Annotated in this window: 16 protein-coding genes; 9 read left to right on the forward strand and 7 right to left on the reverse strand. The window is 62.0% G+C overall.

Annotation, left to right across the window (positions count from 1 at the left end):
- Positions 1-29: 29 nt before the first annotated feature.
- Together clpA and clpS are read right to left on the reverse strand one after the other, a co-directional pair.
- A complete protein-coding gene (gene clpA, locus JET17_RS17300) occupies positions 30-2,300 on the reverse strand; it encodes an ATP-dependent Clp protease ATP-binding subunit ClpA (RefSeq protein WP_012315250.1) in 2,271 nt (756 codons plus the stop codon).
- A 30-nt stretch (positions 2,301-2,330) separates the two neighbouring features.
- A complete protein-coding gene (clpS, locus tag JET17_RS17305; protein ID WP_012315251.1) occupies positions 2,331-2,693 on the reverse strand; it encodes an ATP-dependent Clp protease adapter ClpS in 363 nt (120 codons plus the stop codon).
- A gap of 230 nt (positions 2,694-2,923) precedes the next feature.
- Here clpS and cspD point away from each other — a divergent pair, with 230 nt between their 5' ends.
- Complete coding sequence (gene cspD / locus JET17_RS17310; protein ID WP_012315252.1) at positions 2,924-3,175, forward strand: cold shock domain-containing protein CspD; 252 nt, start codon at positions 2,924-2,926, stop codon at positions 3,173-3,175.
- A 72-nt stretch (positions 3,176-3,247) separates the two neighbouring features.
- Here the strand turns inward: cspD and icd are convergent, their stop codons facing one another.
- Entirely contained in the window at positions 3,248-4,504 is a 1,257-nt protein-coding gene (gene icd / locus JET17_RS17315; protein WP_012315253.1) for an NADP-dependent isocitrate dehydrogenase, read from the reverse strand.
- Between the two features lie 416 nt (positions 4,505-4,920).
- Here icd and JET17_RS17320 point away from each other — a divergent pair, with 416 nt between their 5' ends.
- The 8 genes from JET17_RS17320 to JET17_RS17355 all read left to right on the forward strand — a co-directional run bounded on the left by JET17_RS17320 (position 4,921) and on the right by JET17_RS17355 (position 14,972).
- A complete protein-coding gene (locus JET17_RS17320; protein WP_012315254.1) occupies positions 4,921-7,146 on the forward strand; it encodes an NADP-dependent isocitrate dehydrogenase in 2,226 nt (741 codons plus the stop codon).
- Between the two features lie 113 nt (positions 7,147-7,259).
- Positions 7,260-7,700 (forward strand): NUDIX hydrolase, encoded by a 441-nt coding sequence (locus tag JET17_RS17325; RefSeq protein WP_012315255.1) that lies wholly within the window; start codon positions 7,260-7,262, stop codon positions 7,698-7,700.
- A 59-nt stretch (positions 7,701-7,759) separates the two neighbouring features.
- Positions 7,760-8,884, forward strand: coding sequence for a tRNA 2-thiouridine(34) synthase MnmA (gene mnmA / locus JET17_RS17330; RefSeq protein WP_012315256.1), 1,125 nt, complete (start codon positions 7,760-7,762; stop codon positions 8,882-8,884).
- A complete protein-coding gene (hflD, locus tag JET17_RS17335; RefSeq protein WP_012315257.1) occupies positions 8,881-9,507 on the forward strand; it encodes a high frequency lysogenization protein HflD in 627 nt (208 codons plus the stop codon). Before mnmA ends, hflD begins: the two co-directional genes overlap by 4 nt.
- 191 nt (positions 9,508-9,698) lie before the next feature.
- Positions 9,699-11,069, forward strand: coding sequence for an adenylosuccinate lyase (gene purB, locus JET17_RS17340; protein WP_042111580.1), 1,371 nt, complete (start codon positions 9,699-9,701; stop codon positions 11,067-11,069).
- 81 nt (positions 11,070-11,150) lie between these two features.
- Positions 11,151-12,317 carry a cupin domain-containing protein gene (locus JET17_RS17345; protein ID WP_012315259.1) on the forward strand — a complete coding sequence of 389 codons (1,167 nt, stop codon included), beginning with the start codon at positions 11,151-11,153 and terminating at the stop codon, positions 12,315-12,317.
- Entirely contained in the window at positions 12,310-12,744 is a 435-nt protein-coding gene (locus JET17_RS17350; protein ID WP_012315260.1) for a GNAT family N-acetyltransferase, read from the forward strand. The genes JET17_RS17345 and JET17_RS17350 overlap by 8 nt, the downstream gene beginning before the upstream one ends.
- A gap of 263 nt (positions 12,745-13,007) precedes the next feature.
- A complete protein-coding gene (locus JET17_RS17355) occupies positions 13,008-14,972 on the forward strand; it encodes a DNA topoisomerase III (RefSeq protein WP_012315261.1) in 1,965 nt (654 codons plus the stop codon).
- Positions 14,973-14,996: 24 nt separating this feature from the next.
- On the opposite strand, the gene JET17_RS17360 is transcribed toward JET17_RS17355, so the two are convergent.
- The 4 genes from JET17_RS17360 to JET17_RS17375 all read right to left on the reverse strand — a co-directional run bounded on the left by JET17_RS17360 (position 14,997) and on the right by JET17_RS17375 (position 18,304).
- Positions 14,997-15,575 carry a DinB family protein gene (locus JET17_RS17360; protein ID WP_012315262.1) on the reverse strand — a complete coding sequence of 193 codons (579 nt, stop codon included), beginning with the start codon at positions 15,573-15,575 and terminating at the stop codon, positions 14,997-14,999.
- 12 nt (positions 15,576-15,587) lie between these two features.
- Complete coding sequence (zapE, locus tag JET17_RS17365) at positions 15,588-16,694, reverse strand: cell division protein ZapE (protein WP_012315263.1); 1,107 nt, start codon at positions 16,692-16,694, stop codon at positions 15,588-15,590.
- A 120-nt stretch (positions 16,695-16,814) separates the two neighbouring features.
- Complete coding sequence (locus tag JET17_RS17370) at positions 16,815-17,963, reverse strand: PQQ-dependent sugar dehydrogenase (protein ID WP_012315264.1); 1,149 nt, start codon at positions 17,961-17,963, stop codon at positions 16,815-16,817.
- Positions 17,964-17,986: 23 nt separating this feature from the next.
- Entirely contained in the window at positions 17,987-18,304 is a 318-nt protein-coding gene (locus tag JET17_RS17375; protein ID WP_012315265.1) for a hypothetical protein, read from the reverse strand.
- Between the last annotated feature and the right edge of the window lie 123 nt (positions 18,305-18,427).

Genomic DNA, 18,427 nt, shown 5'->3' on the forward strand with positions numbered 1-18,427 from the left:
TGCTTGGGGCCGCAAAGCGGCCCCTTGCATCACGCCACTTCTGCCGTGGTCTCGAAGTCGAACACCAACTCGCCATCGCGCAGGTCGATGTGCACCACACCGCCATGCTCGGCCAACTCGCCAAACAGGATCTCCTCGGCCAGCGGCCGCTTGATCTTGTCCTGGATAAGCCGCGCCATTGGCCGCGCCCCCATCTGCACGTCGTAGCCAGAGGCCGCCAGCCAGCCGCGGGCGGCATCGCTGACTTCAAGCAGCACACGCTTGTCTTCCAGCTGCGCCTGAAGTTCGATGAGGAACTTGTCGACGATGCTCTTGATCGTCTCGTGACTCAGGCGGCCGAACTGGATGATGGTGTCCAGACGGTTGCGGAACTCTGGCGTGAAGCTCTTGCGAATGACCTCCATCGCATCGGACGCATGGTCCTGATGGGTGAACCCGATGGAAGCGCGTGCCGCAGTTTCAGCACCGGCATTGGTGGTCATGATCAGGATCACGTTGCGGAAGTCCGCTTTGCGCCCGTTGTTGTCGGTAAGGGTACCGTGGTCCATCACCTGCAGCAGCAGGTTGAAGACTTCCGGGTGAGCCTTCTCGATCTCATCGAGCAGCAATACGCAATGCGGCTGCTTGGTGATCGCCTCGGTCAGCAGACCACCCTGGTCGAACCCGACATACCCTGGAGGAGCACCGATCAGGCGCGACACAGTGTGCCGCTCCATGTACTCGGACATGTCGAAGCGCACCAGCTCAACGCCCAGCGCCTTGGCCAACTGGCGCGCCGCTTCGGTCTTGCCCACCCCGGTAGGGCCGGCGAACAAGAACGAACCGACCGGCTTGTCGGGTGCCTTGAGGCCTGCACGGGACAGCTTGATTGCGGTGGCCAGCGAATCGATCGCCTGATCCTGACCGAATACGGTCAGTTTCAGGTCACGCTCCAGGTTACGCAGCAGCTCCTTGTCGGAGCTGGTGACGTGCTTCGGCGGAATCCGCGCGATCTTGGCCACGATGTCCTCGACTTGCGGCACATCGATACGCTTGACCCGATTCGCCTCAGGCTGCAGGCGCTGATAAGCACCAGCCTCGTCGATCACGTCGATCGCCTTGTCCGGCATGTGGCGGTCGTTGATGTAGCGTGATGCCAGCTCAGCGGCGGCGCGCAGGGCTTCGTCGCTGTACTCGATGTTGTGATGGCTTTCAAAGCGCCCTTTGAGGCCGCGCAGAATGCCCACAGTGTCCTCGACGGACGGCTCGCTGACATCCACCTTCTGGAAGCGCCGTGCCAAGGCACGGTCCTTCTCGAAGATGCCGCGAAACTCTTGGAAGGTCGTCGAACCAATGCAGCGGATCTCGCCGGAAGACAGCAGCGGCTTGAGCAGGTTGGACGCGTCCATCACGCCGCCCGACGCAGCACCGGCACCAATGATGGTGTGGATTTCGTCAATGAACAGGATGGCCTGTGGGCGTTTGCGCAACTCACCGAGCAACGCCTTGAAGCGCTTCTCGAAGTCGCCGCGGTACTTGGTACCCGCCAGCAGTGCGCCAAGGTCGAGCGAATACACCACGCTCTGCGACAGCAGGTCGGGCACCTGACCATCGACGATGCGCTTGGCCAGGCCTTCGGCGATGGCAGTCTTGCCCACCCCTGCCTCACCGACCAGCAGCGGGTTGTTCTTGCGTCGACGGGCAAGGATCTGCGCCACGCGCTCGACTTCCTGCTCGCGACCTACCAGCGGGTCGATCCGCCCAGCGCGGGCCAGTTCATTCAGGTTGCTGGCGTAAGCATCCAGCGGGTTGCTCGAGGACGACGTCTCGCCGCCCTCCTCGTCCTGCATTTCCTGGTCGCTGTCGCTCTGTGAGCCGTGGCCCGGCACCTTGGAAATGCCGTGGGCAATGTAGTTGACCACGTCGATACGGGCCACGCTCTGCTGCTTGAGCAGGAACACGGCCTGGCTTTCCTGTTCGCTGAAGATCGCCACCAGCACATTGGCACCGGTGACTTCGCGCTTGCCGGAGCTTTGCACGTGGAACACGGCACGCTGCAGCACACGCTGGAAGCCCAGGGTCGGCTGGGTTTCGCGATCCTCGTCGTTGACGGGAATCAGGGGAGTGGTGGAATCGATGAACTCTTGCAGGTCGTGCTTGAGTTTGTCGAGATTGGCGCCACAGGCGCGCAGAACGGTCGCAGCAGCCTCATTGTCAAGGAGTGCCAGCAGCAGATGCTCGACGGTCATGAACTCATGACGCTTCGAACGAGCCTCCTTGAAGGCAAGATTGAGGGTGACTTCGAGCTCGCGGTTTAACATAGCTTCACCTCATACCCAAGTGGTCGGCGATTAACCGTCCTTCTCGATTTCACAGAGTAGCGGATGCTGGCTTTCCCTGGCGTATTGGTTGACCTGCATGGCCTTTGTTTCGGCGATGTCCCGGGTAAACAATCCGCACACTGCCCGCCCTTCGGTATGGACGGTCAGCATGATCTTGGTCGCCAGCTCGCGGTTCAGACTGAAGAACGTTTCGAGCACTTCGACGACGAAATCCATCGGCGTGTAGTCATCGTTGAACAAAACCACCTTGTACATCGGTGGCGCCTGCAGGATCGGCTTGGCTTCCTGTACCGCAAGCCCTGAGCCGTCGTCCTCATTCGATTGCGGGCGATCCTGATTGAATGTTAGTCGAATCTCGCTACGTGCATGCATGGAAAGAATTTCATCATGATCGACAGGTTAAGGTTGTGAGTTGACCGCTCAAGCCGCAGCCCGCGCAAAGACGGGGCGACCTTGACTATCGGCAAAACGGTGTTACAACCAATAAGAACCCACCGTGGTCGATAAAGATCCGCGCAGTCAACCAGATTTTTCGCAAGGTTCGTATGCGGATGAAGTGGATGATACTCCAGTGATGGAGTCCTTTGCAGAGGGACATAGGGATGGCAAGCGGTAAAGTCAAGTGGTTCAACAATGCCAAGGGCTACGGATTCATCAATGAAGACGGCAAAACCGACGACCTGTTCGCCCATTATTCGGCGATCAAGATGGACGGTTACAAAACCCTCAAGGCCGGACAAGCCGTGACTTTCGAGATCGTTCAGGGCCCCAAGGGCCTGCATGCGACCGAAATCGCCAACGCTATTGCCAGCACCTCAACGGGGGCCTCGCAATCATCGACCGCTGAAGCCTGATCCCTGCTTTGCGTCGGCATACGAAAAAACCGGCCACCCCACTTAACAGGGGGCGGCCGGTTTTCAATTGTTTCACATATGCTTGATCATTTCGTCCCCGAAGCCTGAGCTACCCACCAGCTTCGCGCCTTCCATCAGCCGCTCGAAGTCGTAGGTAACCGTTTTGGCCCCGATCGCGCCATTGGTGCCTTTGATGATCAGGTCGGCCGCTTCGGTCCAGCCCATGTGGCGCAGCATCATCTCTGCCGAGAGGATCACCGAGCCCGGGTTGACCTTATCCTGGCCGGCATACTTGGGCGCAGTGCCGTGGGTGGCCTCGAACATGGCCACGGTGTCGGACAGGTTGGCGCCTGGCGCGATACCGATCCCACCCACTTCCGCCGCCAGCGCATCGGACAGGTAGTCGCCGTTGAGGTTGAGGGTGGCAATCACATCATACTCAGCCGGGCGCAGCAGGATCTGCTGAAGCATGGCGTCGGCAATGGCGTCCTTGACGATCACCTCGCGGCCGGTCTTAGGGTTCTTGAACTTCATCCATGGGCCACCATCGAGCAGCTCGGCGCCAAACTCATCCTTGGCCACCTCGTAACCCCAGTCTTTGAAGGCACCTTCGGTGAACTTCATGATGTTGCCCTTGTGCACCAGGGTCAGCGACTCACGGTCGTTGTCCACCACGTATTGCAGGGCCTTGCGTACCAGGCGCTTGGTTCCCTCTCGGGAAACCGGCTTGACGCCGATGCCGCAGTCCTGGTCGAAACGGATCTTGGTGACGCCCATTTCCTCTTTGAGGAACTTGATAACCTTGTTCGCCTCGGGCGAGCCGGCTTTCCATTCGATGCCGGCGTAGATGTCCTCGGAATTCTCGCGGAAAATCACCATGTCGACATCGCCGGGCTTCTTGACCGGGCTGGGCACGCCCTCGAACCACAGCACTGGCCGCAGACACACATAGAGGTCAAGTTGCTGGCGCAGTGCCACGTTCAATGAACGGATGCCCCCGCCGACCGGGGTGGTAAGCGGCCCCTTGATCGATACGACGTAGTCGCGCACCGCATCCAGGGTCTCCTGGGGCAACCAAGTGTCCTGGTCATAAACCTGGGTGGCCTTCTCCCCTGCATACACCTCCATCCAGGCGATCTTGCGCTTGCCGCCGTACGCTTTCTGCACGGCAGCATCCACCACTTTGATCATTACCGGTGAGACATCGACACCAATGCCGTCGCCTTCGATATAGGGAATGATGGGGTTGTCGGGCACATTGAGCGAATGGTCTGCATTGACGGTGATCTTGGCGCCGTCGGTCGGAACCTTGATTTTCTGGTATCCCATGCTTGCACTACTCCGCTTTCGGGTGTGATTGGACATCATGCGATCCCACTGAGCCTAAACCACATCTGCCGACCTGCAAGCGCTGCGACATCACACCACATTGCCGCTACGTCTTTGGTCTTATAAATGGCGCCGATGTCACTTCGCCTTGCTGAATAGCCCGATTGGTTTGATATACTGCGCCGCGACCGAAGGGTCATCGGGGCGAATCCCAGGAAAATGCGGCTCGCCCTCGGCCAGTAACTGGCCAAAAAGCCTGAGCTGTTACCGCAGTTCAGCACTTGACGCTCGACTGATGCATCCACCATCACCGCTCGCAGCCTCTCGACTTTCCGCTCATGGCGTCGCCAGGGCGAAGCGCCTACCCTGCGCACCTCGAGACTCGAGTACGCTCAGCACATAGAGAGTTAACCCGCATGCCCACCCGTTCCAAGATCATCTATACCTTCACCGACGAAGCCCCCGCCCTCGCCACCTACTCGCTGCTGCCGATCGTCGAAGCTTTCACCGCTTCGGCTGACATCGCCGTCGAAACTCGCGACATTTCCCTGGCTGGCCGCATCCTCGCGGCATTCCCGGAGCAACTGGGCACCGAGAAGCAGGTAGGCGATCACCTGGCGGAACTGGGCCAGCTGGCTACCACACCTGAAGCCAACATCATCAAGCTGCCGAACATCAGCGCCTCGGTACCGCAGCTCAAGGCCGCGATCAAGGAACTGCAAGGCAAGGGCTTCAACATCCCGGACTACGCCGACGAACCGGCCACCGCGGAAGAAAAAGAATCCCGCGCGCGTTACGACCGCATCAAGGGCAGCGCCGTGAACCCGGTACTGCGCGAAGGCAACTCCGACCGCCGCGCACCGCTGTCGGTCAAGAACTACGCGCGCAAGCACCCGCACAAGATGGGTGCCTGGGCCGCCGACTCCAAGTCGCACGTTGCCCACATGACCCAAGGCGACTTCTACGGCAGCGAAAAGGCCGCACTGATCGAGGCTGACGACAGCCTGCGCATCGAGCTGGTCGCCAAAGACGGCAGCACCACCGTGCTGAAAGAAAAGACCGCCGTCAAAGCCGCCGAAATCATCGACTGCGCAACCATGAGCCGCAAGGCACTGAAAGCCTTCATCGCCGAGCAGATCGCCGATGCCAAGGCCTCGGGCGTGCTGCTGTCGGTGCACCTGAAAGCCACCATGATGAAGGTTTCGGACCCGATCATGTTCGGCGTCATCGTCGAAGCCTTCTACGGCGAAGTGCTGGCCAAGCACGCTGCCGCGCTGGCCGAAGTGGGCTTCAATGCCAACAACGGCATCGGTGACCTGTATGCCCGCATCAAGGATCTGCCAGCCGACAAGCAGGCCGAGATCGAAGCCGACATCCAGGCCCTGTACGCCGAGCGCCCGGCCCTGGCCATGGTCAACTCCGACAAAGGCATCACCAACCTGCACGTGCCGAGCGACGTGATCGTCGACGCCTCGATGCCGGCCATGATCCGTGACTCGGGCAAGATGTGGAACACCGCTGGCGAGCTGCAGGATGCCAAGGCGATCATCCCGGACCGCTGCTACGCCGGCATCTACCAAGCCACCATTGAAGACTGCAAGGCCAACGGCGCGTTCGACCCGACCACCATGGGCAGCGTACCGAACGTAGGCCTGATGGCACAGAAGGCCGAAGAGTACGGCTCCCACGACAAGACTTTCCAGGTCAAGGCCGACGGTGTCGTGCGCGTGGTCGATGGCAAGGGCAAGGTCGTTCTGGAGCAGAGCGTCGAAGCCGGTGACATCTTCCGCATGTGCCAGACCAAAGACGCCCCGATCCAGGACTGGGTCAAGCTGGCCGTCAATCGCGCCCGCCTGAGCAACACCCCGGCAGTGTTCTGGCTGGACCCGGCGCGCGCCCACGACGGCGTGATGATCGAGAAGGTGCAGAAGTACCTGAAGGATCACGACACTGCCGGCCTGGACATCCGTGTTTTGGCACCGGTCGACGCCATCAAGTTCTCGCTCGCCCGCATCCGCGAAGGCAAGGACACCATCTCGGTGACCGGCAACGTGCTGCGCGACTACCTGACCGACCTGTTCCCGATCATGGAACTGGGCACCAGCGCCAAGATGCTGTCGATCGTGCCGCTGATGAACGGCGGCGGCCTGTTCGAAACCGGCGCTGGCGGTTCGGCACCCAAGCACGTGCAGCAACTGGTTGAAGAAAACTTCCTGCGTTGGGACTCGCTGGGTGAATTCCTGGCCCTGGCCGCTTCCCTGGAGCACCTGGGCAACACCTACGACAACCCGCGCGCCAAGGTCCTGGCCAACACCCTGGACCAGGCCACCGGCAAGTTCCTAGACACCAACAAGTCGCCTTCGCGCAAAGTCGGCGGTATCGACAACCGCGGCAGCCACTTCTACCTGACCCTGTACTGGGCAGAAGCGCTGGCCGCCCAGACTGACGACGCCGCCCTGCAGGCGCGCTTCGCACCGCTGGCAAAAACCCTGGCCGAGAACGAAGCGACCATCGTCGCCGAGCTCAACGCCGTGCAGGGCAAGCCGGCCGACATCGGTGGCTACTACGCGCCGGATGCCGAGCTGACCGCCAAGGTAATGCGCCCAAGCCAGACCCTGAACAGCGCCATTGCCGCCCTGTAAGGCTCGCTTGAGGTAACAGCACAAACCCCGGCCACGCACCGGGGTTTGTGCTTTCTGAAGCACAGACGCGCCAGCTGTGTAGGAGCGGCCCGCGCCAACCATAGGAAATGCCCATGTCCTGGCAACCCCACATCACCGTCGCCACCATCGTCGAGCACGCAGGCAAATTCCTCTTCGTCGAAGAGTTCAAAGCCGGCCAGCACGTGTTCAACCAGCCCGCCGGCCACCTGGAGGCCAACGAAACCCTGCCCCAGGCCGCCCTGCGCGAAACGCTGGAAGAAACCGCCTGGGAAGTCGAGCTTACGGGCGTGGTCGGCATCTACCTGTACACCGCACCGAGCAACGGCGTGACCTACCAGCGCATCTGCTTTGCCGCACGCCCCGTGCGCCACCACGCCGACCTCGCCCTGGACAGCGACATCGTCCGTGCGGTCTGGCTCACCCGCGAGGAACTGTTGGCCGCCCCCGACCGCTGGCGCAGCGAGCTGGTGCCACGCTGCCTGGATGACTACCTTGCAGGCCCGTTGCACAGCCTTGACTTGCTGCGCGACTGACGCGCAGCCTCGGGTTTGATAGAATCGGCGCTTTTCCCCCTTGATACACATCGGTAGCCATGACCAGCCCAGCACTCAAAGACCCCGCCAAGACCCGCGTCATCGTCGGCATGTCCGGCGGCGTGGACTCTTCCGTCTCCGCCCTTCTGCTCATGGAGCAGGGCTATCAGGTGGAAGGTCTGTTCATGAAGAACTGGGAAGAAGACGACGGCACCGAATACTGCACTGCCCGTGAAGACTTGGCCGACGCCCAGGCTGTGTGCGACCGCATCGGCATCAAACTGCACACCGCCAACTTTGCCGCCGAATACTGGGACAACGTCTTCGAGCACTTCCTCGAAGAATACAAGGCCGGCCGCACACCCAACCCGGACATCCTCTGCAACCGCGAAATCAAGTTCAAAGCTTTCCTCGACTACGCGCTGTCGCTGGGGGCTGACCTGATCGCCACCGGCCATTACGTGCGCCGCCGCGACACCGGCGCGGTCACCGAGCTGCTCAAGGGCCTGGACCCGAACAAGGACCAGAGCTACTTCCTGCATGCCGTCGGCGGCAAGGAAATCGCCCGCACCCTGTTCCCTGTCGGCGAACTGGAAAAGCCAGAAGTTCGCGCCATCGCCGAAAAGCACGGTCTGGCCACTGCCAAGAAAAAGGACTCCACCGGTATCTGCTTCATCGGTGAGCGCCGCTTCAGCGACTTCCTCAAGCAGTACCTGCCGGCCCAACCAGGTGAGATACAGACCACCGAAGGCGAAGTCATCGGCCGCCACCACGGCCTGATGTACCACACCATTGGCCAGCGCCAGGGCTTGGGTATTGGCGGCCTGAAAGACGCCGGCGACGAGCCGTGGTATGTGCTGCACAAAGACCTGACCCGCAATGTGCTGGTGGTCGGCCAGGGCAACGAACACCCTTGGTTGTTCTCCCGCGCCCTGCTCGCCTCGGAGATCTTCTGGGTCAACCCGATCGACCTCAGCAGCCCGCGCACGCTCACCGCCAAGGTGCGCTACCGTCAGAGCGACCAGCGCTGCACCCTGGCGCTGACCGAAAGCGGCTACCGCGCCGTGTTCGACGAGCCGCAGCGCGCCGTTACCCCTGGCCAGTCGGTAGTGTTCTACGACGGCGAAGTGTGCCTGGGCGGCGGTGTGATTGAGACGGCCGAGCCGTGGAGCCCGCGCGCATGAACAAACTGCAGGAGCAATTGATTGCACTGGGCGGGGTGTTTCAGGCCGCCGTGCTGGTCGATCGAATCGCCCGCACCGGGCAGGCCAGCGAGGCCGATATCGGCTGTATGCTGGGCAGCCTGCTGGTGCGCGACCCCAAAGACACCCTGGAGGTGTTCGGTGGCGACGACCTCAACCTGCGCGACGGTTATCGCGCCCTGGTCGGCGCCTTGGAGCGCGACCCCAGCAGCCTGCAGCGTGAACCGCTGCGTTATGCGCTGTCGATGCTCGGCCTGGAACGCCAGTTGAACAAGCGTGGCGACCTGCTCGACACCATCGGCAACCGCCTGCCGCAGATCCAGTCACAGGCCGACCATTTCGGCCTGGTTCACGAAAACGTCATCGCCTCCAGCGGCGCCTTGTATCAGGACACCTTGAGCACCCTGCGCCAGCGCATTCAGGTGCATGGCGACATGCGGTTCCTGCAGCAGGCCAGCAACGCTTCGAAGATCCGCGCCCTGCTGCTGGCAGGTATCCGCGCCGCACGCCTATGGCGCCAGCTGGGCGGGCATCGCTGGCAGTTGGTGTTCAGCCGGCGCAAGTTGCTCAATGAACTGTACGATATGATGCGCACACCTTCCTGAAGGCGACGCTGAACCCTCGGTAGGAGCGGCCTTGCGTCGCGAAAGGGCTGCGCAGCGGCCCCCAAATCGCCGCCCCAGCATAGATTGCCGGGGCTGCTGCGCAGCCCTTTCGCGACGCAAGGCCGCTCCTACAGGCATTTTTCATGTATCATATGCGCCCTTCCAAAAGCCTGACTGTCCGAGAACACCCCATGCAGCTTTCTTCGCTCACTGCGGTTTCCCCTGTAGACGGCCGTTATGCCGGCAAAACCCAGGCCTTGCGCCCCATTTTCAGCGAATTCGGCCTGATCCGTTTCCGCGCCCTGGTCGAAGTGCGCTGGCTGCAGCGCCTGGCCGCCCACCCGCAGATCGGCGAAGTGCCGGCGTTCTCCGCCGAAGCCAACGCCCTGCTGGACAGCCTGGCCACCGACTTCAAGCTCGAACACGCTGAGCGCGTCAAGGAAATCGAGCGCACCACCAACCATGACGTCAAGGCGATCGAATACCTCCTCAAGGAGCAGGCTGCCCAGCTGCCTGAGCTGGCCAAGGTCAGCGAATTCATACATTTCGCCTGCACCAGCGAGGACATCAACAACCTGTCCCACGCGCTGATGCTGCGTGCTGGCCGCGACGACGTGCTGCTGCCGCTGATGCGTCAGATCGCTGAGGCCATCCGTGCCCTGGCCCATGCACACGCCGACGTGCCTATGCTGTCGCGCACCCATGGCCAGCCGGCTTCGCCGACCACCCTGGGTAAAGAGCTGGCCAACGTCGTCTACCGCCTGGAGCGCCAGATCGCTCAGGTAGCCGCCGTGCCGCTGCTGGGCAAGATCAACGGTGCCGTGGGCAACTACAACGCCCACCTGTCGGCCTACTCGCAGATCGACTGGGAAGAAAACGCCCGCGCCTTCATCGAAGACGAACTGGGCCTGGTGTTCAACCCGTACACCACCCAGATCGAACCGCACGACTACATCGCCGAGCTGTTCGACGCCATCGCCCGCTTCAACACCATCCTCATCGACTTCGACCGCGACGTCTGGGGCTACATCTCGCTGGGCTACTTCAAGCAGAAGACCGTCGCTGGCGAGATCGGCTCGTCGACCATGCCGCACAAGGTCAACCCGATCGACTTCGAGAACTCCGAAGGCAATCTGGGTATCGCCAACGCACTGTTCCAGCACCTGGCCAGCAAGCTGCCGATCTCGCGCTGGCAGCGTGACCTGACCGACTCCACCGTGCTGCGCAACCTGGGTGTGGGCTTCGCCCATAGCGTCATCGCCTATGAAGCCAGCCTGAAAGGCATCGGCAAGCTGGAAGTCAACGCCGCGCGCATCGCCGCCGACCTGGACGCCTGCTGGGAAGTCCTCGCCGAGCCAATCCAGACCGTGATGCGCCGATTCAACATCGAGAACCCCTACGAGAAGCTCAAAGAGCTGACCCGTGGCAAGGGCATCACCCCAGAAGCACTGCTTACCTTCATCGACGGCCTGGACATGCCAGCCGAAGCCAAGGCCGAGCTCAAGCAATTGACCCCTGCCAGCTACATCGGTAACGCCGCAGCCCAGGCCAAACGCATCTAAGCTGAGCGTCGCCTTCAACGCCCGGCCTCGCCGGGCGTTTTTATTCCCGGACGAAAATTACGTTTTTTCAATAGGTTGAACATGAATCCTGATACTCCACTTCAGCTGCTCGGCGGCATCTCGGCCCGCGAATTCATGCGCGACTACTGGCAGAAGAAGCCGCTGCTGGTGCGCCAGGCATTCCCGGACTTCGAAAGCCCGATCGACCCCGACGAGCTGGCCGGCCTGGCTCTGGAAGAGGAAGTCGAGTCGCGCATCGTGCTCGAGCACGGCGCCCACCCGTGGGAGCTGCGCCGCGGTCCGTTCAATGAGGACACCTTCGCCGACCTTCCGGAGAAGGACTGGACGCTGCTGGTTCAGGCCGTCGACCAGTTCGTACCAGAAGTGGCCGAACTGCTCGAGCACTTCCGCTTCCTGCCAAGCTGGCGTATCGACGACGTAATGATCAGCTTCGCCACCCCTGGCGGCAGCGTAGGCCCGCACTTCGACAACTACGACGTGTTCCTGCTGCAAGGCCACGGCCAGCGCAACTGGAAGATCGGCCAGATGTGCGATAGCGACAGCCCGCTGCTGGACCATGCCGACCTGCGCATCCTCGCCGAATTCGAACAGAGCGGCGAATGGACCCTGGAGCCAGGCGACATGCTCTACCTGCCACCGCGCCTGGCCCACTACGGCGTAGCCGTGGATGACTGCCTGACCTACTCGGTCGGCTTCCGCGCCCCTAGCGCCGCAGAAGTACTGACCCACTTCACCGACTTCCTCGGCCAATTCCTGCCGGACGAGGAGCGCTACAGCGACGCTGACGCCGAGCCTGCCAGCGACCCGCACCAGATCCAGCACGACGCTCTGGACCGCCTGAAGGGCCTGCTCGACAAGCACATGAACGACAAGGATCTGCTGCTGACCTGGTTCGGCCAGTTCATGACCGAGCCGCGCTACCCCGAGCAGGTCGTTGGTGAAGAACTGGACGAGCAGGAGCTGATCGAAGCGCTCGAAGATGGCGCCATCCTGATCCGCAACCCAAGCGCACGCATGGCCTGGTCGGAGCTTGGCGACGACCTGATGCTGTTCGCCAGCGGCCGCAGCTGCCCGCTACCCGCCAAACTGCGCGAGCTGCTGAAGCTGGTTTGTGCCGCCGACGCGTTACACATCGACAACCTTGCACAGTGGCTGGAGGATGAAGATGGCCTTATGCTGGTACAGCAGTTGATCAAACAAGGAAGCTTGGGATTCGCCAATGAATAAGATTCGTGTGCGCCTCGCCGACTGGCAGAAGGACAACGCCGATATCCGTCGCATCCGTGAAGCGGTGTTCGTCGCCGAACAGCACATTCCGCCGGAGCTGGAGTTCGACTCCGAAGACCAAGACGCGCTGCACTTTCTGGCGCTGGAAGGCGATTACCCGATTGGCACTGCCCGCCTGCTGGCGGACGGCACCATCGGGCGCATCTCGGTGCTCAAGGACTGGCGCGGGCTGAAGGTTGGCGACGCGCTGGTCAATGCGGTAATCCTTGAGGCGCAAAACCGTGACCTCAAGCAGCAGATGCTGAGTGCTCAGGTGCATGCAACGCCGTTCTATGAGCGGCTGGGCTTTCGCGTGGTCAGCGAGGAATTCCTCGAAGCTGGCATCCCGCATGTGGACATGGTCCGCGACTCCCGCGAGATCGCCTGAAGCTTCAAACTAGCGCTAAACCTGCAGGAGCGGCCTTGTGTCGCGAAAGGGCCGCACAGCGGCCCTCGGGCTTACTGCAGCGCCGTCTGTAACGTCGGGGCTGCTTCGCAGCCCTTTCGCGACGCAAGGCCGCTCCTACGCCAACTGCGTTGTTTGGGTAAACCATGCAATAAAAAACCTGTACATCCATCCAGATAAAACTTGCCTCTGCGCCCCCGCTTGCGCATCCTAGTGCCTATCACCCTCGATAAAGCGTCCCGGCCATGCGCCTGTTCCTCTGCGAAAAACCCTCCCAGGCAAAAGACATCGCCAAGATCCTTGGCGCCAACCGCAAGGGCGACGGCTGCTGGCAAGGCACCGACGTCTGCGTCACCTGGTGCATAGGCCACCTGTTGGAAACCGCTCCGCCTGACAGCTACGACGAACGTTACAAGCGCTGGAACCTCGCCGACCTGCCGATCATTCCGGAAAAGTGGAAGATGCTGGTCAAACCCAAGACTGCCAGCCAGTTCAAGGCCGTCAAGCGCCTGCTCGGCGAAGCACGAGAACTGGTAATCGCCACCGATGCCGACCGCGAAGGCGAAATGATCGCCCGCGAGCTGGTCGAACATTGTCGCTACCGTGGGCCCATTCAGCGCCTGTGGCTGTCCGCACTGGACGATGCCTCGATTCGCAAGGCCCTTGCGCGTCTGTTGCCGGGGCAGGACACCTTCAACCTCTATCACTCGGCGCTCGGCCGCTCACGCGCCGACTGGCTCATAGGCATGAACATGAGCAGGCTTTTCACCCTGTTGGGCCGCCAGTCCGGCTATCAGGGTGTGCTACCGGTGGGCCGGGTACAAACACCCACCCTGCGCCTGGTGGTGGACCGCGACCGCAGCATCGCTGATTTCGTACCGGTACCGTTCTGGGCCATCGAGGTGCAACTCGAGCATGCCGGCCTGGTCTTCAATGCACAATGGCGGGCCCCGGAGGGCATCTGTGACGACCAGGGCCGCTGCCTTAACCAGGCGCTGGCCCAACAGGCCGCCACAGACATCGGGAACGCCCGCTCCGCACGGGTGCTCAAGGTGACCACCGAACGCGTACGCGAGGCAGCACCCCTGCCCTTCGACCTCGGCACCCTGCAGGAATTGTGCTCAAAGAAATTCGGCCTTGGCGCCCAGGAAACCCTCGACATTGCCCAGGCCCTGTACGAAACCCACAAGCTGATCACTTACCCACGGAGCGACTGCGGCTACCTGCCCGTCAGCCAGCACAGCGAAGCGCCGGCAATCCTCACTGCATTGCAGCGCGTCGATAGCAGCCTGGCGCCGTTGCAAGCGCACCTTGAGCCGCAGCGCCGCTCGCGGGCCTGGAACGATGCCAAAGTTACCGCGCACCACGGCATCATCCCTACCGCGGCCGCCAGCGACCCGTCGCGCTTGCCTGCCAAGCACAAGGCGGTCTATACCCTGATCCGTGCCCGTTACCTGGCCCAGTTCCTGCCCAACCACGAGTACGATCGAACCCAGGCCGAGTTCGACTGTGCAGGCCATGCCCTGCGCGCCGTGGGCAAGCAGATCGTGGAGCCGGGCTGGCGTCGCGCATTACCCGAAGCGCTGGCCCCGGCCAAGGGTCGCGAAGCCCCGCCGGCGCAGGTCCTGCCAACATTGTGTGAAAGTCAGGACTGCTCCGTACAGGGCCTGCAGTTGAAGGACCTCTGGACCCAACCGCCCAAACCCTTCACCGAAGGCGACCTGATCAAAGCCATGAAGAACGTCGCCAAGCTGGTGGACGACCCGCGGCTGAAACAGAAGCTCAAGGAAACCACCGGCATCGGTACTGAGGCGACCCGTGCCAGCATCATCCAGGGCCTGCTCGACCGGGGCTATCTGGTCAAGAACGGCAAGGCACTGGCGGCCACCCCAGCCGCATTCAGCCTGATCGACGCCGTGCCACGCGCCATCGCCGACCCAGGTACCACGGCAATCTGGGAGCAGGCGCTGGACATGGTGCAAAGTGGTGAAATGAGCCTGGAGGACTTCGTTGCGCGGCAGTCGGCATGGATGGGTAAGCTGGTGGAGCGCTGCAGCGGCATGCGCATGACCATAAACGGGCCAGCGGTGGGCAAGGCGGCGCCGTGGAAGAAAAAGCGCAGGAACGGGGGCAAAGGCAAGCTTGCAGCGAGCGGTGCCAAGACCACGGCCAGCAAGCCGCGACAGCCTCGGCGCAAGGCCCCCAACTGAATGGCCAGCCACTGCAGCACGGCATCACTTCCAGACTCGACCCTCGCTCCAACCAAGCTCGGCAAAATCATGCGCCCGCAAACCAGCCTCTTCCTCGCAGAAGAACTCATCCAGCTGGGGCGGGCGCACCGCTGTACCGCTGAGCATGGCATGGACCTGCCCACGGTGATGGATCTGGTGCTCGAACAGGTGGGCAAGCAAGCGCAGCCGCTGTTCACGCTGCACACGATCGGGCCTTACGATGCTCACGTAGCGCGATAGCTGGTCGTCACTCAGCACACTGCAGTAGGCGATCAGCCGGTGGTCAGCCTGGGCCTGTTCGGCGTGCAGGTCGGTGCATGTGGCAAAAGGTTGCTCCGGCTCGAAGAAGCGTTCACCGTCGCGCTCAGGCGCCTCGCCACGCTGCTCGCACTCAAGCATGTGCAGGTAGAACCAGTCCACCGTCAGCAAATGGTTGAGGGTGGCCTTGATCGATGGGAAGAAGCTGCACCGGGGCGCGACGAACTCGTCCTGGGTCAGTTGCAGACAGGCCTTATACAGGCGGTGATTGGCCCAGCCATTGTTGTAGGCCTGGGTCAGCAGATGATGCGACAGCGGCTCCATGGTTCGGCTCCTTCAGGCGAAGCGTTGCAGTTGCATCTCCCGTAGCCGGCTCAGGGTCCTTTGGTACGGGAACGCCAGATACCCTTGAGTGTAGAGCGCTTCAAGCGGAACCTGCGCCTCAAGGTACAGCGCCACCCTGCGGTCGTAGCATTCGTCGACCAGGGCAATGAAGCGGCGTACGGCGTCATCCTTGGCAGCCAGCGCCGGCAGTTGCCGATCACCCGCCTCCACCCGCGCGGCACCATCCTCGGTACCTCGGGCGATACGCCCGGCCTGCTGCTCGCCGCTCAGGGCTGGAATGCCTTCGACCAGGATTGCCGGGAACTGATCGCACAGCGCCATGAATTCCATCGCTGCCAGTGGCTGCTCGCACAGGTCGGCAAAGCGACACCAGATCGCCTGGGGGCTACGTCGGATCACCTGGATCTGCCGTGAACCCACTGCGAACGGCTGCGCACTGCCTGGGTCGTCGAGGCTGAGCTGCTTGAAAACCGCCTCGAGCGCCTTTGAGCTCCCAGCTTCAGCCACCCAGTAGCGCTGGTGTGCCGCCCCTGGGTGCAGACGATGGTCTTGCTCGCCTGCCACCGCCAGGACCTGCATGTGCCGTTCGATGGCGGTTATGGCCGGCAGAAAACGCTCGCGGTTGAAACCGTCCTGGTACAGCAGATGCGGCGGCTGGTTGGAGGTGGCAACCACCACCACGCCATGATCGAACAATACCTGGAACAGGCGGCCGAGAATGATTGCATCTGCGATGTCGCTGACAAACAGTTCATCGAAGCACAGCACGCGGATTTGCCCTGCCAGCTCTCGGGCAAGGGCCTGCAGCGGATCGGCAGTGCCGTTGAGCTGGAACAGCCGCTGGTGGACCCATGCCATGAAATGGTGGAAGTGCTGACGCCGGGCGGCAATGCTCAGGCAGCGGTGGAACAGGTCCATGAGCCAGGTCTTGCCGCGACCGACGGGCCCCCACAGATAAAGGCCCCGAGTGGGACTACCCCCCTCGAGGGCCTCGAAACAGGCTTGCAAGGCATTGACGGCCTGGGCTTGCTCCGGGTCGGGGACATAGCCTTGATCGGCAAGGGCCTGTTGATAACGCGTTTTGGGGTCGAATGCCATGCAGCATTATGTTGAAAGGGCCCCGTCGTCGGCAAGACTGCGCCCACACATCCACCATCGCTCTTGCACTTTAGCCAGACCGCTTGCCCGCGACAGGGTCGGTAAAGCTCAGCATCGCTTTCAGCCCTCGCTCAGACCAACTTTCAGCAACAACCCATCCTTTTCATCGACGAGCACATACAGGTAGCCATCCGGCCCAACCCGCACATCGCGGATTCGCGCCTTCAAATCCCCTAGCAAGCGCTCTTCATGGACGATCTTGTCGCCATCGAGCTGCAAGCGAATCAGCTCTTGGGTAGCCAGCGCGCCGATGAACAGGTTGTGGTCCCAGGCCTTGAACGTGGGGCTGTCATAAAAAGCCATGCCGCTGATGCCTGGCGACTTTTCCCAAACGTGATGCGGATCGACCATACCGTCGACATGGTCGCCCTTGGCCTCAGGGATCGGCATCAGCGAGTAGTTGATGCCATGGGTGGCGATCGGCCAACCGTAATTCTTCCCAGCCTGCGGAATATTGATCTCGTCACCGCCACGGGGGCCATGTTCGTGTGTCCAGAGCTTGCCGGTCCAGGGGTTAAGCGCCGCCCCCTGTTGGTTGCGATGGCCTAACGACCATATTTCAGGGCGTACAGCGTCTTTACCGACGAAGGGGTTGTCTTTGGGCACTTCACCGTCGGGCAGGATGCGCACAATTTTTCCCTGTAGCTTATCCAGGTCCTGCGCCGTGGGGCGCTGGTTGTTCTCGCCCAGCGCAATAAACAGGTAGCCGTTGCGATCGAACACCAAGCGCGAGCCAAAGTGGTTGCCCACCGAGAGCTTCGGTTGCTGGCGGAAGATCACGTCGAAGTTTTCCAAGCGTGCGCGATCTTCGGACAGTTGGCCACGGCCAACGGCAGTACCGGCTTTGCCATCACTACCCTCTTCGGCATAAGACAGGTAAACGGTACGATCCTGGGCAAACTCGGGTGACAACACCACGTCGAGCAGGCCGCCCTGGCCCTCGGCCCAGACCTTGGGAACCCCGCTTATGGGGGGGCCAACCTTGCCTTCGGCATTGACCACACGCAGGTTACCGGTGCGTTCAGTCACCAGCATTTCCTTGCCGCCTGGCAAGAACGCCAGCGCCCACGGGTTGCGCAAGCCGTCGGCCACGGTGCTGACGGTTACCTGCCCCTCCTCGCTGGGGAAGCGCTCCTCGGCGGCGGCGTGCGCGAGCAGCGGCGCCAGCGCGGCGGCGGTGAGTGTGGTCAGCCAGGTAGCTTTGATCATTCAGAATTCCTTTCAGTGGAGGCTCAGGGCGCGCGCTGGGTGTTACGCGGTGGGCGGGTGGGCTCCAGGTTCGGCGTCTGCTGCTGGCGGCGCAGATTGTCACCATTACCGATGCCGCGGTTGTCCAGGGTAGGTGTGCGCTGAATGGGCTGGGTCGAAGGGCCGCGCACCGCAGGCGTGACAGGCAGGCTGCCTTGGCGGCTGTTGGGATTGGCGCGCTGGATCGGGCTGTTGTAGGGGTTGTTGTTACTGGCAGCAAGCAGCAAAGGCTGCAAGGGCGCCGCCTGTGCAGGCACGCCCAGCAACAGACCGACGGCCAGGACTGGCAATGTAAGATTCATACTCCACCTCATGTACGAAAAGGCGCGCCTCATGCGTTTGATAGCCTAAGGCGCGAGGGGTTCGCAGAAAAAGGGTGAATGCGATTCGTGATGTTTCAGTATGAACCTAAGGCAGCCCTGCGC

The sequence above is a fragment of the Pseudomonas putida genome (genome assembly GCF_016406145.1).
Taxonomy (GTDB): Bacteria; Pseudomonadota; Gammaproteobacteria; order Pseudomonadales; family Pseudomonadaceae; genus Aquipseudomonas; species Aquipseudomonas putida_E.

Coding starts and splice junctions, on each gene's coding strand:
- cspD (WP_012315252.1), top strand. CDS start 2,924: ATGGCAAGCGGTAAAGTCAAGTGGTTCAACAATGCCAAGGGCTACGGA.
- JET17_RS17325 (WP_012315255.1), top strand. CDS start 7,260: ATGTCCTGGCAACCCCACATCACCGTCGCCACCATCGTCGAGCACGCA.
- purB (WP_042111580.1), top strand. CDS start 9,699: ATGCAGCTTTCTTCGCTCACTGCGGTTTCCCCTGTAGACGGCCGTTAT.
- JET17_RS17320 (WP_012315254.1), top strand. CDS start 4,921: ATGCCCACCCGTTCCAAGATCATCTATACCTTCACCGACGAAGCCCCC.
- JET17_RS17345 (WP_012315259.1), top strand. CDS start 11,151: ATGAATCCTGATACTCCACTTCAGCTGCTCGGCGGCATCTCGGCCCGC.
- JET17_RS17355 (WP_012315261.1), top strand. CDS start 13,008: ATGCGCCTGTTCCTCTGCGAAAAACCCTCCCAGGCAAAAGACATCGCC.
- mnmA (WP_012315256.1), top strand. CDS start 7,760: ATGACCAGCCCAGCACTCAAAGACCCCGCCAAGACCCGCGTCATCGTC.
- JET17_RS17370 (WP_012315264.1), bottom strand. CDS start 17,963: ATGATCAAAGCTACCTGGCTGACCACACTCACCGCCGCCGCGCTGGCG.
- zapE (WP_012315263.1), bottom strand. CDS start 16,694: ATGGCATTCGACCCCAAAACGCGTTATCAACAGGCCCTTGCCGATCAA.
- JET17_RS17360 (WP_012315262.1), bottom strand. CDS start 15,575: ATGGAGCCGCTGTCGCATCATCTGCTGACCCAGGCCTACAACAATGGC.
- clpS (WP_012315251.1), bottom strand. CDS start 2,693: ATGCATGCACGTAGCGAGATTCGACTAACATTCAATCAGGATCGCCCG.
- JET17_RS17375 (WP_012315265.1), bottom strand. CDS start 18,304: ATGAATCTTACATTGCCAGTCCTGGCCGTCGGTCTGTTGCTGGGCGTG.
- JET17_RS17350 (WP_012315260.1), top strand. CDS start 12,310: ATGAATAAGATTCGTGTGCGCCTCGCCGACTGGCAGAAGGACAACGCC.
- icd (WP_012315253.1), bottom strand. CDS start 4,504: ATGGGATACCAGAAAATCAAGGTTCCGACCGACGGCGCCAAGATCACC.
- hflD (WP_012315257.1), top strand. CDS start 8,881: ATGAACAAACTGCAGGAGCAATTGATTGCACTGGGCGGGGTGTTTCAG.
- clpA (WP_012315250.1), bottom strand. CDS start 2,300: ATGTTAAACCGCGAGCTCGAAGTCACCCTCAATCTTGCCTTCAAGGAG.